The 17,059-nt window shown below is 36.6% G+C and carries 14 protein-coding genes; 6 read left to right on the forward strand and 8 right to left on the reverse strand.

From position 1 onward, the window contains the following. Window positions 1-167: 167 nt before the first annotated feature. Window positions 168-1,010: a DegV family protein gene (locus BGI23_RS25275; RefSeq protein ID WP_000844764.1), complete on the reverse strand. Its 843-nt coding sequence runs from the start codon at window positions 1,008-1,010 to the stop codon at window positions 168-170. Window positions 1,011-1,249: 239 nt separating this feature from the next. Between BGI23_RS25275 and BGI23_RS25280 the strand changes: the two genes are divergently transcribed. Further along, the gene (locus BGI23_RS25280; RefSeq protein ID WP_000926682.1) at window positions 1,250-1,885 is read left to right on the forward strand and encodes a YigZ family protein; all 636 of its coding nucleotides are present in this window, start codon (window positions 1,250-1,252) and stop codon (window positions 1,883-1,885) included. A gap of 74 nt (window positions 1,886-1,959) precedes the next feature. Continuing rightward, window positions 1,960-3,087: an LCP family protein gene (locus tag BGI23_RS25285; RefSeq protein WP_000392773.1), complete on the forward strand. Its 1,128-nt coding sequence runs from the start codon at window positions 1,960-1,962 to the stop codon at window positions 3,085-3,087. Between the two features lie 33 nt (window positions 3,088-3,120). Here BGI23_RS25285 and wecB read toward each other — a convergent pair whose 3' ends face one another. Beyond that, the gene (wecB, locus tag BGI23_RS25290) at window positions 3,121-4,236 is read right to left on the reverse strand and encodes a non-hydrolyzing UDP-N-acetylglucosamine 2-epimerase (RefSeq protein WP_000140134.1); all 1,116 of its coding nucleotides are present in this window, start codon (window positions 4,234-4,236) and stop codon (window positions 3,121-3,123) included. Between the two features lie 74 nt (window positions 4,237-4,310). After that, the gene (locus BGI23_RS25295; RefSeq protein ID WP_080776468.1) at window positions 4,311-5,681 is read right to left on the reverse strand and encodes a UDP-glucose dehydrogenase family protein; all 1,371 of its coding nucleotides are present in this window, start codon (window positions 5,679-5,681) and stop codon (window positions 4,311-4,313) included. 489 nt (window positions 5,682-6,170) lie between these two features. On the opposite strand from BGI23_RS25295, the gene BGI23_RS25300 reads away from it, so the two are divergent. From BGI23_RS25300 to BGI23_RS25310, 3 genes are all read left to right on the forward strand, one after another. After that, a complete protein-coding gene (locus BGI23_RS25300) occupies window positions 6,171-7,244 on the forward strand; it encodes a glycosyltransferase family 4 protein (RefSeq protein WP_070807178.1) in 1,074 nt (357 codons plus the stop codon). Between the two features lie 201 nt (window positions 7,245-7,445). After that, the gene (locus BGI23_RS25305; protein ID WP_000597164.1) at window positions 7,446-8,183 is read left to right on the forward strand and encodes a polysaccharide deacetylase family protein; all 738 of its coding nucleotides are present in this window, start codon (window positions 7,446-7,448) and stop codon (window positions 8,181-8,183) included. Window positions 8,184-8,287: 104 nt separating this feature from the next. After that, complete coding sequence (locus tag BGI23_RS25310; RefSeq protein WP_070807179.1) at window positions 8,288-10,963, forward strand: sigma-54-dependent transcriptional regulator; 2,676 nt, start codon at window positions 8,288-8,290, stop codon at window positions 10,961-10,963. Window positions 10,964-11,181: 218 nt separating this feature from the next. Here BGI23_RS25310 and exsM read toward each other — a convergent pair whose 3' ends face one another. Next, complete coding sequence (gene exsM / locus BGI23_RS25315) at window positions 11,182-11,595, reverse strand: exosporium regulatory protein ExsM (protein ID WP_000207026.1); 414 nt, start codon at window positions 11,593-11,595, stop codon at window positions 11,182-11,184. Window positions 11,596-11,784: 189 nt separating this feature from the next. Between exsM and BGI23_RS25320 the strand changes: the two genes are divergently transcribed. After that, entirely contained in the window at window positions 11,785-12,966 is a 1,182-nt protein-coding gene (locus tag BGI23_RS25320; protein WP_070807180.1) for a chromate transporter, read from the forward strand. Between the two features lie 38 nt (window positions 12,967-13,004). On the opposite strand, the gene chbG is transcribed toward BGI23_RS25320, so the two are convergent. From chbG to celB, 4 genes are all read right to left on the reverse strand, one after another. Then, window positions 13,005-13,709, reverse strand: coding sequence for a chitin disaccharide deacetylase (gene chbG, locus BGI23_RS25325; protein WP_044792030.1), 705 nt, complete (start codon window positions 13,707-13,709; stop codon window positions 13,005-13,007). A 199-nt stretch (window positions 13,710-13,908) separates the two neighbouring features. After that, window positions 13,909-15,234, reverse strand: coding sequence for a 6-phospho-beta-glucosidase (celF, locus tag BGI23_RS25330; protein ID WP_070807181.1), 1,326 nt, complete (start codon window positions 15,232-15,234; stop codon window positions 13,909-13,911). A 3-nt stretch (window positions 15,235-15,237) separates the two neighbouring features. After that, entirely contained in the window at window positions 15,238-15,561 is a 324-nt protein-coding gene (locus BGI23_RS25335; RefSeq protein ID WP_000989047.1) for a PTS lactose/cellobiose transporter subunit IIA, read from the reverse strand. Window positions 15,562-15,744: 183 nt separating this feature from the next. Next, the gene (gene celB, locus BGI23_RS25340; protein WP_001168828.1) at window positions 15,745-17,052 is read right to left on the reverse strand and encodes a PTS cellobiose transporter subunit IIC; all 1,308 of its coding nucleotides are present in this window, start codon (window positions 17,050-17,052) and stop codon (window positions 15,745-15,747) included. Between the last annotated feature and the right edge of the window lie 7 nt (window positions 17,053-17,059).

Genomic DNA, 17,059 nt, shown 5'->3' on the forward strand with positions numbered 1-17,059 from the left:
CACCTCTCTTCTATTATAATATAGTTTCTTGTAAAAAGTAAGTTATAAAACTTTCTTCATTATTTTATTTTACGTACATTTTACCATTTCCAAATATTAACTTGTCAACTTCACGTAAAATATCCGTAAAAAAACCCTCTTCCGAAAGAGAGCTTTTTATATCTTTATTACTTCGTATACCATCCAAGACCTAGTGCACCTTCACCTAAATGCGTTCCAATTACAGCACCGAAATAACCTGTACGGATTGTAACATGAGGATATTTTGCTTCTAATTCTGCCTTCCATTCATTCGCTTCCTCTTCACGTTGTGCATGAATGATAACTGCTTCCATAGGTACACCTTTACTTGCTTGCTCATCAAAAATCTCAATGATACGTTTTAACGCTTTTTTACGCGTACGAATCTTTTCAAACGGGATAATGATTTTGTCCCTAAAATATAAAACCGGCTTTACTTGTAACAGACTACCGATGAAAGCTTGCGCACTATTTAATCGGCCTCCACGTTGTAAATGGTGTAAATCATCTACTACAAAATAAGCGTCCATCGTTTTCTTCATTTCATCAAAACGGGCGATAATCTCTTTTGGATCCTTCCCTTCGCTTGCTAGCTTTGCACCTTCACGCACGTAGAATCCTTGTACTTCACAACTAATTTCAGAGTCGTACGTATATACATCAATACCCTCTACCATTTGACCAGCTGTCGTTGAAGTTTGATATGTACCACTAATCCCACTTGAAAGATGAATGCTAATAACTGCATCATAATCCTTAGATAATTCTTCATATAGCTCAACAAACTTTCCGATTGCTGGTTGAGAAGTTTTTGGAAGTTCTTCTTGCTCACGTACTTTTACATAAAAATCATCTGCTGAAATTTCAGCTTCTTCTTGATAAGATTCCGTTCCAAACACAACGTTTAATGGAATCATATATATATTGAGTTCATCACGAATATGCTTCGGTATATATGCTGTACTATCAGTAACAATAGCTGTTTTCATTTTCGTACCTGCCTTATAAAAAAGTTTTTATTTCCTAATTTTACACGAAAACTAAAAATGGTGCATCCATACATGAAAATGCGGGTTTGAAATTATACTCATCATCTCGACAAATTACAACAAAAAGGTAAAACACTCACCAAAAATTTCAGCTTATTTATAAAAAATGTTTGAATATAAAAACGCCCGCTTTTAAAATGTAAAGTACTAGTCATTTTGATGGATAGGAGCGTATACAAGTGTTATTACAATATTTAACAATAAAAGACTACGGTGAACACGAAATTGTTATTCAAAAATCAAGATTCATCTGTTATGTTAGTCGTGCTACAACCGAAGAAGAGGCTCAAGAATTCATACAAAAAATCAAAAAACAAAACTGGAATGCAACACATAATTGTTCTGCTTATTTAATCGGCGAACAAGATCAAATTCAAAAAGCAAATGATGATGGTGAACCTAGCGGTACAGCTGGCGTACCTATGTTAGAGGTACTAAAAAAACGCGGTTTAAAAGATACCGTCGTTGTCGTTACCCGCTATTTTGGTGGCATCAAACTGGGCGCTGGTGGATTAATTCGCGCATATGGAAAATGTACAAGCGAAGGCATTAATCATGTCGGTGTTGTCGAGCGAAAATTAATGCGTGTTATGCAGACCGAAATTGATTACACATTACTTGGCAAAATTGAAAATGAATTACGCAATTCAAAATATGCCATTAAAGATATACATTACCTCGAAAATGTCACATTTGATACGTATGTAGAAGAGGATGGAAAACAAGCATTCACGGATTGGATGATTGAATTAACAAATGGGAAATGTACAATTACAGAAGGAGATATGTTGTACTTAGAACAAGATGTTATCTAAGAATAACTACTGTATCGCCTTTAAAGATTAATGTAGTGAATTACTTTCCTACAAATGAACTAAGGAGATTATATATGGAAGAACGTTATTATCATCTCCAAAATAGCAGAATAAAAAAGAAACGAAGAAGAAAGTTTTTCTACTTCCTTATTTTCTTATTTTTATTTGGCAGTGTAGGACTTTATATATTAAATTCCTACTCTTCTCTCATGGGGATGTATAGTGGTTTTACTCGTGAAAAATCGGATTTGAGAACCGAAGATGTAGAAATTACAAAGGAGCCTTTTACACTCCTTATTATGGGTATAGAAGATTATGCAACAGACGGCCAAAACGGTCGTACAGATTCATTAATGTTTGCGACAGTCAATCCGAAAACGCAAAAGATTTCGCTTATGAGTATTCCTCGGGATAGTCGCGTTCCAATTGTCGGAAAGAATAAAGAGGACAAAATTAACGCTGCGCATGCTTACGGCGGAGAAGAAATGGCAATCAAAACTGTCGAAGGTTTTCTAAAAGTGCCTGTCGACCATTATCTTAAAATTGATTTCCAAGGCTTTAAAGGTATTGTTGATGCTGTTGGCGGTGTGACTGTTGATGTCCCCTTCGACTTTTGGGAGCGTTCAGACGTGGATTACTACAAAAAAATCGAATTTAAGCAAGGACAACAAGAATTAAATGGTGAAGAAGCACTCGCTTACGTTCGTATGCGAAAGCAAGATCCGAATGGTGACTATGGTCGTGCCGCTAGACAAAGACAATTACTAGCTGCTGTTGTTCAAAAACTAAATTCCACCTCTACCGTATTTAAAATTAAAGATTTGACAGCAGTCGTTGGAAAATATATAAAAACTGACATTCCTATTTCTGATGGCCTTGCTCTTTACAAGAAACTTTCTGGGTTTGATCCTTCCACAATACAAACACTCAAACTTGAAGGAGAAGACAAAAAAATAGGTGGTATTTATTACTTCCTTCCAGATCCAAACGGTGTTGAGGCAGTACGTAACGAAATTAAAAAAGAACTAGGAGAAAAGGTAACCACGCAAGAAAATTCAACAACAAAAACGGAATCCACTCCTTCTTCAAATTCGAACTCTAACGAGAAAGCGAAGAAAGAAACGAATCAGAACAAAACACCAACTGATCCCCCTCCTTCTACGAATGCTCATGCAGAGTGGATTATGAGAAATCAGCAATAAAACAGCCAAATCGCATACGATTTGGCTGTTTTTTTATTTATTAAAATGTTTTAAGATTGCTTCTACAATACGCTCTGATGCACGGCCATCACCGTACGGATTAGATGCTTTTGACATCTTATCATGAGCTTCTTTGTCTGATAACAACTCATCAGCAAGACTAAAGATTGTCTCTTCGTCTGTTCCCGCTAATTTCAACGTACCTGCTTCAATACCTTCTGGACGCTCTGTTGTATCACGAAGAACAAGAACCGGTACACCTAATGACGGAGCTTCCTCTTGTACACCACCAGAATCAGTTAGCATTAAGTATGAACGAGCTGCAACATTGTGGAAATCAATTACATCTAGCGGCTCAATTAAATGAATGCGACCATGATCGCCTAAAATATCATTTGCAGTTTCACGAACAACAGGGTTCATATGAACAGGATACACAACTTGTACGTCTTCATGCTTATCAACAAGACGCTTAATTGCACGGAACATATTACGCATTGGCTCTCCTAGGTTTTCACGACGGTGAGCTGTCATAAGTACAAGACGATCACTTCCAAGTTTCTCTAGTACAGGATGACTATATGTTTCTTTTACAGTCGTTTTTAGTGCGTCAATCGCTGTATTTCCTGTTATGAAAATACGTGATTCATCTTTATTTTCTTTCTGTAAGTTCGTTGCTGATTTTGCTGTAGGTGAGAAATGAAGATCTGCCATTACGCCTGTTAATTGACGATTCATCTCTTCTGGGTATGGAGAATATTTATCCCATGTACGAAGTCCTGCCTCGACATGACCTACTGGAATTTGATTATAGAAAGCAGCTAAGCTTGCAATAAACGTTGTCGTCGTATCACCATGTACAAGTACGATATCCGGCTTCGCTTCTTTCATTACTTTATCCAAACCTTCTAAACCACGCGTTGTAATATCGATTAAAGTTTGGCGATCCTTCATAATATTCAAATCGAAATCTGGTGTAATTCCAAAGATACTTAATACTTGGTCTAACATTTGACGATGTTGTGCTGTTACAGTCACAATTGATTCAATTTTCTCTGGATGCTTTTGCAACTCTAATACAAGAGGTGCCATTTTAATTGCTTCTGGACGTGTCCCGAAAATTGTCATTACTTTTAAACGTTCAGTCATTTCATTGCCTCTTTTCTTTCACTAGTTACAAATCCTATTATGACATATAAGAATATACATGAATACATACCTTTTTAACGAATAACGGAAAAATCCCTCTTATGAATACTTTCTCTTCCAACAGAATAATAATCTATTCCTTGTTTCTTAACATCCTCATTAGTATAACAATTTCTTCCATCAAATAAAATAGGTTCTCTCATAAGTTGTACGTACTTTCCTAACGGATACGTTCGGATAGCCTCCCATTCTGTCACGATAAAAGCCGCACTCGCTCCTCTAATCGATTCATCTATACATTCGCTATATTGTATAGTCTCCCCAAAGATATTTTTCATATTTTGAATCGCCTTCGGGTCATATAGTACTATGTCTGCACCTATATTCATTAATTCTTGTATCATAATAAGGGACGGTGCATCTCTTATATCATCTGTATTCGGTTTAAATGCTGCTCCCAGCACTGCAATTCGCTTCTTGTTCATATTTATTACTTTCTTCGCTTTCTCAATCAATAATAGCTGTTGTTTATTATTTACTTCAATGACGGCTTTTAACAAACGAAAATCATGTGCCACATTCCCTGCAATTTGCACAAGCGCTTTCGTATCTTTCGGAAAACACGATCCCCCGTAACCAATGCCCGCATTTAAAAAAGACGACCCAATTCTCTTATCCATTCCCATTCCTTTTGCAACATCTAATACATTAGCTCCTACCTTCTCACATATATTTGAAATTTCATTGATAAAACTAATTTTTGTCGCTAAAAAGGCATTCGATGCGTATTTAATCATCTCTGCACTTTTTATATCTGTAACATACGTTTGCAAATGTAATTTACTATATAAATTCTCAACTTTTCGCGCCGCTTCCTCATTATCAGCTCCAATTACAATACGATCTCCCTGAAAAAAATCGTAAATCCCTGAACCCTCCCGTAAAAATTCGGGATTCGATACAATATGTAATTCATGCCTATTTTGTAATGTCTCCTCAATCCATCCTCTCATAGCACCATTCGTCCCTACAGGAACAGTACTTTTTGTAACAACAATAATGTCTTTAGTCGCATATGCTCCAATATCAAAACATGCATTTTGAATATATGTTAAATCTGCTGTCCCATCTAATAACGATGGCGTTCCAACTGTAATAAATATAAATTCTGCATCATGAAATGCTTCTTCTTTACTTGTTGTAAAAGTTAAACGATTATTCTCACACGCATCATGTATTAATTCATATAAGCCAGCTTCATAAATAGGCAGATCCCCTTGTTTTATCCGTTCCATTTTCTCATCATTTATATCAAAACATGTAACCGAATGTCCCAATACTGCCAATCCTACTCCTGTAATCAATCCAACGTATCCGGTACCTATTATCGTAATTTTCATTTCCTTTTCGCACAGGAATATACAATAGAAAATATACGAATACATAGAATTTCCCCTGTGCTTCCCCCTCTCACATTAAAAATGAGAAAACTCTTTTACTTCTTTATTATATGAATTGCTTTCTTCATTCTTTTTTAAGTTTTTGTAAAATTAAATATTGTCCATAAAACCAATAGAAATTTTACCGAGATTAAAGCTGCACATTCAGGCTTGAAAAATTCCCACATTTTAACACGGAACTTACTCATTTCTACGTGTAACACTTATAATATTGAAATAAAATTATTCGCTATTAAAGAGAAAGAGAAAATGTCATATTCCAAAGCCCAATACGATTAACCTTCTCAAACGATTCAACATTCTGTATACCATTGTCATATATTCTATCTGCTTCCATTTACCATAAAACGAAAAAAAGATTGAATTCTAATCTTTTTGTGATACCATATGTTATGAGCCTGTAAATAAACATCATAATTTTCAGATAAATATATTAAAAAAAATTACGTTAGACTATAAAAGGGTGGGGTATTAATGGACTCACAAGTGATTTATGCCATTTTGGCATCTTTCATCACTGTACTCGTCGTTACTCCTTTAGTTATTAAGTTAGCTTTTAAAATAGGAGCAACAGATAAGCCAAACGCGCGTAAAGTGCACCAAAAGATTATGCCTCGTCTTGGCGGGTTAGCAATATTTATTGGTGTGGCTGTTGGATTTGTTGTCGGTGGCTTATACGAACAAAGAATGTTATCGATAACGCTAGGTGCGATTATCATTGTAATCATCGGTATTTTAGATGATATGTACGAGTTATCTGCGAAGGTAAAATTCGGTGGACAACTATTAGTTGCCATTATGATTGTAAAAAGTGGATTATTAGTGCAAGTATTATATATTCCAATCCTCGGGGATACTGAACTTGGATGGCTTGCTTACCCAATTACAGTATTTTGGATTGTAGGTATTACAAATGCAATCAACTTAATTGACGGCTTAGATGGATTATCCGCTGGTATTTCATCTATCGTACTGGCAACGCTAGCATACATGGCCTTCACTAGCCCATGGGGTACTGGAACGGCTATCATTTTACCTCTAGCACTAATTGCACTTGCAAGTACAATTGGATTTTTATTCTACAACTTCCATCCAGCAAAAATTTTCATGGGAGATACAGGCGCACTATTTTTAGGATACTGTATTTCTGTTATATCGTTACTTGGATTATACAAAAGTGTAACGTTATTCAGCTTTATCGTTCCAGTTATTATTTTAGGCGTACCTGTATTTGATACGACATTTGCAATTATCCGCCGTATCGTAAATAAAAAACCTATTTCAGCACCAGATAAATCGCATTTACATCACCGTCTACTTGCAATGGGCTTCTCTCATCGTAAAACGGTACTAATTATATACGCATTCGGTATTTTCTTTAGTGTAAATGCAATCATTTTCTCTAGTGCGACATTATGGTTATCCATTATTCTTCTTTTCGTTTTAATCTTCTTTACAGAGATTATTGCTGAAGTAATCGGGCTTGTACACGAACGTTACAAACCAATTATTTCCTTTTATAAAAAAGTGAAAAAACGCGAAGACTAATTGTAGTATAGCCTTTACTATTATGAAATATTCAAATAGCATCCTCTTTCTTATAAGAGGATGCTATTTTTTTACTCCCCATTTCATATTTCCAAAATATAGCTTGTTTGAGAGTTCCACTATTGGAGAAAGATATACATAATAAGAAAAGGATTATATTTTCTTTTTTACATCTTGATTGTCAAACTGAGGGTGAATGTTATGATCAAGCGAGTATTTCAATACATTATTTTATTTTTAACGATTACTATGTACGCGTCATCTCATGCAGGAGCAACTACCATTCCCCCTGCTGAACATCATCCAAATACCGAAACTACCTCTTCTACCCAAAAAATCGCGTACTTAACATTTGATGACGGACCAAACAAATATACTACGCAAATTTTAAACATCTTAAAAGAAAAGAACGGAAAAGCAACTTTCTTTGTTATTGGTGGAAAAGTACCACATTATAAAAAGACAATGCAACGATTAATTAAAGATGGACATTATATCGGACTTCACAGTATGTCCCATGATGTAAAACGCCTTTACACTGGTGACCCATCTACTTTAATTACAGAAATGGAACAAGCACAAAGCATCGTTCAGCAAGTTACAAAATTAAATTCACATCTCGTTCGTGTCCCGTATGGTAGCATGCCTTACTTAAAAAAGAATTACCGTGATGCACTTGTATCAGCCCAGTATAAAATGTGGGATTGGACAATCGATACATACGACTGGAAAAGCTATGATAATCCTTCTGCCATACTAGAAAGGGTACGTAATCAGAGCGATGAACAAGTCGAAGTAATTTTAATGCATGATTCGAGTGTAACCGTACAAATACTGCCACAAGTAATTGATTACTTACAGTCACAAGGATACAAACTTCTTCCCTATAATCCATCTTCTCATCTCGAAGTAAACTTTTGGAAAGACACAAGATTGTAACAGCTTTAGTGCCTATGTGCTAAAGCTGTTTTATTTTTCTCTTCCCACCCTTCCCATTTTTGTGTAAAATTTTAAATAGTGATGAAGTTTCGAGGTGAATAGAAATGAAACGAATAGATCTCATTTTTAACGCAATACAAAAAGGCAATTATACAGAAGGTGTAACTGCATCAGAACTCGCTACCCTGTTGCAGCTAGATCGAGCCAATGTAAGTAGCGACTTAAACAAACTCGTAAAAGATAAACGTTTATTAAAAACAAATACGCGTCCTGTTCGTTTTTATATAGAAACGAACACTTCGTTGGAAACGCATTCAAAAGGAGTAACTTCATTAGATACATTTGCAGTTGAAAATACGAGCCTTAAAATCGCAATCGAAAAAGCGAAAGCTTCTATTCTCTATCCTCCAAACGGTATGCATACTTTACTGCTCGGAGAAACCGGCGTCGGAAAATCCATGTTTGCTTCTTTAATGCACGAATATGCAATTGAAGTTGAACAGCTTCCTAAAAATGCACCATTTATCGTCTTTAACTGTGCTGATTATGCAAATAACCCACAGCTACTACTCGGGCAATTATTTGGGATTAAAAAAGGAGCGTATACAGGGGCAAGTGATCAAAAAGGGTTAATTGAAAAAGCACATGAAGGGATCCTTTTCTTAGATGAGGTACATCGCCTTCCTCCAGAGGGACAAGAAATGCTTTTCACCTTTATTGACCGCGGAGTATATCGCCGCCTTGGAGAAACAGAAAACGAACGTAAAGCACAAGTATTGATCATTACTGCAACAACAGAAGAACCAAATTCATTTTTATTAAAAACATTTACAAGACGTATACCGATGACTGTCACGCTGCCACCACTTCGTGAGCGTACACATAAAGAACGTTTTGCTTTACTGCAACTATTTTTCACAAATGAAGCAATTCGCTTGCGAAAAGAAATTCACGTTAGTCCGAATGCAATGCGTGCTTTCGTCTTTTACAATTGTCCCAATAACATCGGCCAATTAAAAACGGATGTACAAATTGCCTGTGCGAAAGCCTATTCTGACTTCGTGACAAAGAAACGTGATTCTGTCTATGTTTCAAGCACAGACTTACCTTGGTATATGAAAGAAGGACTATTCATTGAAAGAAAGAGCCGTCATCTATACCAAATACCGAATGAAACATTTATATTTACAGGTGATGAAGGTTGGAGTAATCATAAAATAGAAAATGAAAAACAGTCTTCTATTTACGATTATATTGACTATAAATATGAAGAACTTCAAGCTCGTGGTATTGAAGAGGAAGAATTAGAATTACTAATAGAAAATGATATTCAAAGCTTTTTCGTACAATATTTTAACCAAATGTCAAAAAAGACAAGTCATGAAAATGTTTTTAAAATTGTAGATCGTAATATCGTTTCCGTTTGTGAAAAAATTGCTGAACTTGCTGAAAAACATTTATCCAAGACGTTCGATGAAAAAGTATTTCTCGCTTTAAGTTTACATGTACAGACAACTCTACAACGTTTACAGGCTGGAAAACAAATTCATCACCCGCAATTAAATCAAATTCGTACGAAATATAAAGAAGCTTTTTCCGTAGCTATGCAATGCATTCAACTACTGGAAGACGAATTACAAATAACAATGCCTATCGATGAAGCAGGCTTTTTAACAATGTTCTTCGTTGTTGATCCAATTCCTGCCTCACAAACAGAAGTAAAAGTATTAATATTAGCGCACGGCAACGGCATAGCAACAGAAATGGCAAACGTCGCAAATGAACTGCTCGGCATTGACGACGTAACCGGTATCGATATGCCGTTACATGAATCGCCGAAAGATTTCTTAGAGCGTGTGAAAGTGTATATGAAAACACTCCAAAATGTAAACGGGCTTCTCTTACTCGTTGATATGGGATCTCTCGCTTATATTGGTGATATATTAGAAACTGAGTTCAAAATTCCAGTGCGTGTTCTTTCCATGACAAGCACTCCACATGCACTAGAAGCAGCTCGAAAAGCTCAGCTTGGCTACTCGTTAGATGCATTATATGAAACAGTGAAGAACTTAACACCGTTTTACTTAAACGTACAAGAAGAAAAGAAAAAGCCACTATCTCCAATGAAATCTGTTATTTTGACAGCTTGTTTAACTGGGGAAGGCAGTGCTTTAGCTATTCAAAAAATGTTGGAGAACTATTTGCGATTTGACAAAGACTTAATTGAAATCATTCCGATTAGTATCGTCCATGAAAAAGATTTAACGAAAATGATTGAGAACATAAAAAAAGAGCGGAACATTATTTGTATCGTCACGAATTTCGATGTACAAGTGCCATGCTTAACATATCATTTCCAAGACATTGTAAACTACACAGCGATTCAGCCAATTCAAGAATTAATTACGTACGAAGAAACATATGCAAAAATGGCTGATATTCTTGAACAACAAATGCAGCGTAACGACGGAGCATTACTTATTAAAACGATCCGTTACGCATTGAATACAATTCAAGAATTAATTTCCTTACAGCTAACTCCTGACAGTTTAATGGGTGTTATTCTGCATATGAGCTGTATGGTTGACCGTCTTCAAAAGGGAGAAAGCCTCCTCCCTCATCCAGATAAAGAGAAACGAAGACAAGATGAATACTGGATGTATATGAAAGTAAAAAAAGCATTGCAGCCAATTGAAAATACATTTGAAATACAAATACCTGATGACGAAGTGTTTTATGTTATGGACTTCTTCATTAAAAATCAGCCTGTAAAAAATTAATCGTGGCAATTTTTTAGTATATCGACTGTAACTCGGATTATATCAGCGATTTTTCAAATATATCGGCGCAACTCGGATTATATCAGCGATTTTTCAAATATATCGGCGCAACTCAGATTATATCAGCGATTTTCAATATATATCGATTTACCAACAATAATCGACAATATTAGCAACTTATAGAAAAAGGCTGTTCCAAAATATGGACAGCCTTTTTTCTACTTCTTTACCTTCCTGATTCTCCCCCTGATTTCACCCTTCTTATTGGGCTTCGTATACACATTTACATATGCATTCGCCTGAATGATTTCTTGCAGTAAGCTATCAAACGCTCGCCCCTGTAAAGGCCCTTCAAAATCCCCCACATTAACTACACCAGTGACGACTCCTTCATTAACACTAATACCTTGCTTTAATGGACCAAATAAACTTAAAACAATTGGACCAATTTGATTTGCTTTCCCTAAATGAATTTGGCATGATGTAACTTTTTCGATGTTTTTCAATATGATCCGGTACTGCAACTTCTTTAAATCCTCACTAAATATAAACTCTGCTACGCCATAAGCTTCTGTATTTACAGGAGGTATTTCCCTCTTACCTGTTAACCTCGCAAAGAAATGTGTTGTCATACGGGCATTCTCCTTATATAAATTTCCCAGCACTACTTCTACTACTTTATGGTTTATACATAATCATTTATGACTTTTTCAAGTGTTAATTACGAAGAAAAGATTCACATAATCTTTACATTAGAATCATTCCTTTTGCTTTACTACCTCTTGTATAATGCACTTAGAAAAACATTCTAGGAGGTCATTTTGAAAAAAAACAAATACATTTTTCATACATTATTAGAGATTTTTCTCGTTTCATTTAAATTAGGAATTACTTCATTTGGTGGCCCTGTAGCCCATCTTGGGTATTTCCACCACGAATATGTGCAAAAAAGAAAATGGATGGATGAACGGAGCTATGGAGATTTAGTAGCACTATGTCAATTCCTCCCTGGTCCTGCTAGCAGCCAAGTCGGTATGGGCGTTGGATTATTAAGAGGCGGGGTATTCGGAGCTATTATTTCATGGATTGGATTCACTTTACCGTCTGTGCTTGTTTTAGTTTTCTTCGCCTCATTCCTTAATCAGTTCGACCTTGGAAGTACTGGCTGGATTCATGGACTAAAACTTGTAGCAGTCGCTATTGTCGCTCATGCAATATGGGGAATGGCACAAAAATTAACGCCAGACCGAAATCGTGCGACGATTGCAATTGCAACTGCCGCAATCGCCTTATTATGGCCAAGTAGCTGGACCCAAGTCATTCTCATTATCATATCTGGCTTTATCGGCTGGTTTTTATATCGCAACCAACCAATTAGTCAATCTCAACATATAAAAGTACCTATTTCAAAAAAGATAGCAGTTTCTTGTCTCGTCTTATTCTTCGGACTATTACTACTGCTACCAATATTAAGACCGTTCTCTTATTACATCGCTTTATTTGATAGTTTCTATCGCTCTGGCGCACTTGTATTTGGAGGCGGACACGTCGTCCTCCCCCTTCTTGAAGGTGAGTTCGTACAAAACGGAATGATGACAAAAGAACAGTTTCTAGCTGGATACGGATTAACACAAGCAATGCCAGGACCACTGTTTACATTCGCTTCTTATATAGGAGCAGTGTTAAACGGAACGCTTGGAGTAATACTCGCAACAATTGCGATCTTTCTTCCTGCTTTCTTACTCGTTATTGGTGTTTTACCCTTTTGGGACAATGTGAGAAAAATATCTTTCATACAAGGCGCACTACTTGGAGTCAATGCGGCCGTTGTCGGTATTTTAATTGCCGCTTTTTATGATCCGATTTGGACAAGCACAATTATGAATGCTGTAGATTTTGTTTTTGCATCTCTTCTATTTTGCTTGCTCGCTTTTTGGAAAACACCACCTTGGGTTATCGTTATACTTGGAGCCTTTGGCGGATATATTCTATCCATTTTGTAAATAAAAAAAGACGGCATAATGTAGCCGTCTTTTTTCTATTAAAACTTTACAAGCTCTATTCCTTCAGGCAACTCACTCTCTGTTAAAATACGCAATTCTTTCACGCGATCCATTACGTAAGAAGAACGCTTCACAAGCTCTGGGTCAATATAAGCTGGATGAACCATAATTTCTACCGTTTGTTCACCTTGTACTCTTTCTTTTAACTTCACGAAGTAATCTTCCGTCACACCATCTGCGTAAAAATCACTATAAAACACGTCAGAAAATGGACGCACCGCTCGCTCTTCTTCACAACGACGAATTGGAACATTATATGTAGCAGCTAACCTTTCCAGAACATCGTGCAAAATCGGTAATCCGTGCACATGGTGATGACTATCTAAATGAGTTGGCGTTAATCCGTAAGATAAGAATTTCTCAATTTGGGCAGTCCATTCTCGCTCGACTTCCTCTGGATTTACGTTCCCTTCCCATACGATGCTTTGTTTATGAAACAATCCATCGCTACTTACAAGTGATGGTACGTCTCCAAGAAGCGGCTTACCTGCTGTTAATACGAGATGTACGCCTACTCCTAATGTTTTATACTCTTTTGCTAAGCGTACCGCATGCTCTGTTCCTGGCATATTCATCATCATCGTCGTTGAATTTACAAGTCCATTTATATGTCCATCAATAATGCCGTAATTTGTACCTTCTGTAAGACCGAAATCATCTGCATTTACAATTAATTTAATCATCGTAATACCTCCTAATAAAGTGAAACTTTAATCAGTGGGGGGTCTTCACCCCCCACTGATTATTAGTTGAACCAATCGGACTTTTATGGGCAGCCCGACCCCCACCTAATTTCTTTGCTTTCGCTGAATTTTGAGGTAGGGGTCTTACTGCCCATTAAAGTGGGATAGAATAAAAAAAGCGGGCTAAATAGCGCCGCTTTTATTTCTCTACCTTTTTGAAGAACTGCGGAAGATATTCTTTATGCGCTTCCAACATTTCATCTAAAATTTGTTTTGCCACTTTATCTGATGGTACAAGTGGATTAATTGTCATAGCAAGCAGCGCTTTATGATAATCCCCTGTAACAGCAGCTTCAATTGTTGTGCGCTCAAATGATTTAATTTGTTGTACTAAACCGCGAACTGGTACTGGAAGATCTCCAACTGCAATTGGTTTTGGACCTTCTTTCGTAATAATACAGTTCACTTCAACAGCCGAATCATGTGGCAAGCTTGCAATTGTTCCGTTGTTTCGTGTATTAACAGGCTGGATATCACCTTTATTATTATAAATAGACGTAATTAAGCTACATGCTGCGTCACTATAATAAGCGCCTCCACGTTTTTCTAATTGTGGTGGTTTAATATCTAAATTCGGGTCTTTATATAACTCGAATAAATCATCTTCTAATTGTTTTACTACTTCTGCACGTGTACCTTTTTCAACCGAAGCTTCTTTCTCTTCTTCTAGCATTTCACGTGTTTTGTAGTAGTAACGATGGTATGGACATGGAATTGCACGAAGGCCGCGAATAAAGTCTGGCTCCCAGTTAAGCGCAGCGATATTTTCCATCGTAATTTGCTTTTCTGGATCTGTTACAAGTTCTAACACACGATCCATTACACTTACGCCATCTAAGTATACGTCTAATCCATATACCATGTGATTTAAACCTGCAAAATCAACGTGAACACGACTTGCATCTACTTCAAGCAATTTTGCAAGACCCATGCGGATTCCGATTGGAACGTTACATAGACCAACTACTCTTTCAATATTTGTATAACGAAGAACAGCTTCTGTTACCATACCAGCTGGATTTGCAAAGTTAATTAACCATGCATTCGGACAAAGCTCCTCCATGTCCTTACAAATATCTAAAATAACAGGAATCGTTCTCAATGCTTTGAATAAACCACCAGGACCATTCGTTTCCTGACCGATTACATCATATTTTAACGGGATTGCTTCATCTTTTGCGCGAGCTTCTAATAAACCTACGCGAAGCTGCGTCGTTACGAAGTCAGCATCTTTTAATGCTTCGCGACGATCAAGCGTTAAATGTACCTCAATTGGTAAACCAGATTTTTTTACCATACGTTTCGCTAAGTTACCAACGATTTCTAGCTTTTCTTTTCCTGCCTCAATATCTACTAACCAAATTTCACGAACAGGAAGCTCATCATAACGTTTAATAAATCCTTCAATTAACTCTGGTGTATAACTAGATCCACCGCCGATTGTAGCAATTTTAATTCCAGTCATGCTTTATTCCCCTTTCGCTTCTAACTTTTTATAAAGGTCAATAAACTCTGCTGCTAATTCTTTTACTGTAATCGCATTCATTAAATGATCTTGTGCGTGAATTAAAAGAACGCTAATCTCTGTTTTTTCTCCTCTTGCTTCTGATTGTATGAGCTCTGTCTGGAAATGATGCGCCTCATTAATCGCTTCTTTCGCCTTTGCCATCGCTTCATCAGCTTCTGCCATTTTCCCCTGTTTGGCAAATTGAAGTGCCTCCATCGCAAAGCTTCGTGCATTACCACTATTTAAAATTAATTGGAATGGAATTTGTTCTGCTGTAGTCATCATAATTACCGCCCTCTCTATTATCGTTCAACCGACTTACATACCCCTTCAGTTTGAACATTTCTATTAAAGTATTAATTTATGAATGATAGTTTGGTGTTCTTGTAGATGGGTTTCATCTTTTTGAACATGATATAAAGGTGATTGTTCTCACAGATAGTGTTATCTGTGAGAACAATTACTGTGTTACATAGGTACAGAGTTGTTATTTCCTTGTGCTGCTGCTTTTTCAGTACGAACAACAGAACGATCGCATAATACAACGAATGGATAATAGATTACCATCGCAATTACAAAGTTGAATAACTGTAGAATTGCGCCTGAAAGATGCCCACCTGTTACAAGATAACCACTAATAATTGGTGGTGTTGCCCATGGAATCATCGCAACTGTTTTTGGTACCCAACCAATAGATATAGCTGTATAAGAAGTAATTACTAATACAATTGGTGTTATGATAAACGGTAAGAATAAAACTGGATTTAAAATAATTGGCGTACCAAAGATTACTGGTTCGTTAATATTAAATGCACCTGGTCCAATTGATAAGCGAGATACACCGCGTAATTGTGCACTTTTTGCTACAAGTAATACAACTACTAAGAACGCTAATGTTGCACCAGAACCACCCAGATATACGAAAGTATCAAAGAATGGTTTTGTAACAATGTTTGGAACATCAAATGCAGATGTACCACCTTGGAATAACTTCATATTTTTCTCTAATGCCGGTAAGTATAATGGCTCAATAATACCACCAACGATATTCGGACCATGTAAACCGAAGAACCAAAGAAGATGAACAAGGAGTACAATGACAATTGCACTTGGTAATGTCCCTGCTAAACTTTGCAGTGGTGATTGAATCGTATTAAAGATAAATTCATGAACACTTGTACCAGCTAATTTCACTGCTAATTGAATACCTGCAACTACTGTTAAAATAACAAATGCTGGAACTATAGCTGCAAAAGATCTTAAAACTGCTGGTGGTACTCCATCAGGCATTTTAAAAGTAATGTTTCTTTGTACGAAGAAACGGAATACTTCAGTAACAAGGAGTGCCACAATAATTGCTACGAATAACCCTTGTGCACCCGTCCAAACTAAGTTCAATCCGCCTTCTTTCGGTGTTGTTGGCGTAAGAATAATTAACGCACCAAATGAAATAATACCTGCTGACAAACCATCAACGCCGTAAGATTTTGCTAAGTTATAACTTGTTGTAAATGCTATGATCAGTGCTAGAATCGCAAAAGAACCAGTCCACATTCCACCGCCAACTTGTTTCCACGTTTCACCAAACAAACCTTTCATGAAATCTTGGAAAGCTTCAGATGGAAAACCATTAATTAGTGATGCCAGTGCACCAACTAAAATAAGTGGCATAACTGCAATAAATCCGTCACGGATCGCAGCTAAGTGACGTTGCGATCCGATTTTACCAGCGACAGGAACAATATATTTCTCCATAAATGCAATAAACTTTTGCATTTTGCTT

It is taken from the genome of Bacillus sp. ABP14, assembly GCF_001831375.1.
Taxonomy (GTDB): Bacteria; Bacillota; Bacilli; order Bacillales; family Bacillaceae_G; genus Bacillus_A; species Bacillus_A paranthracis.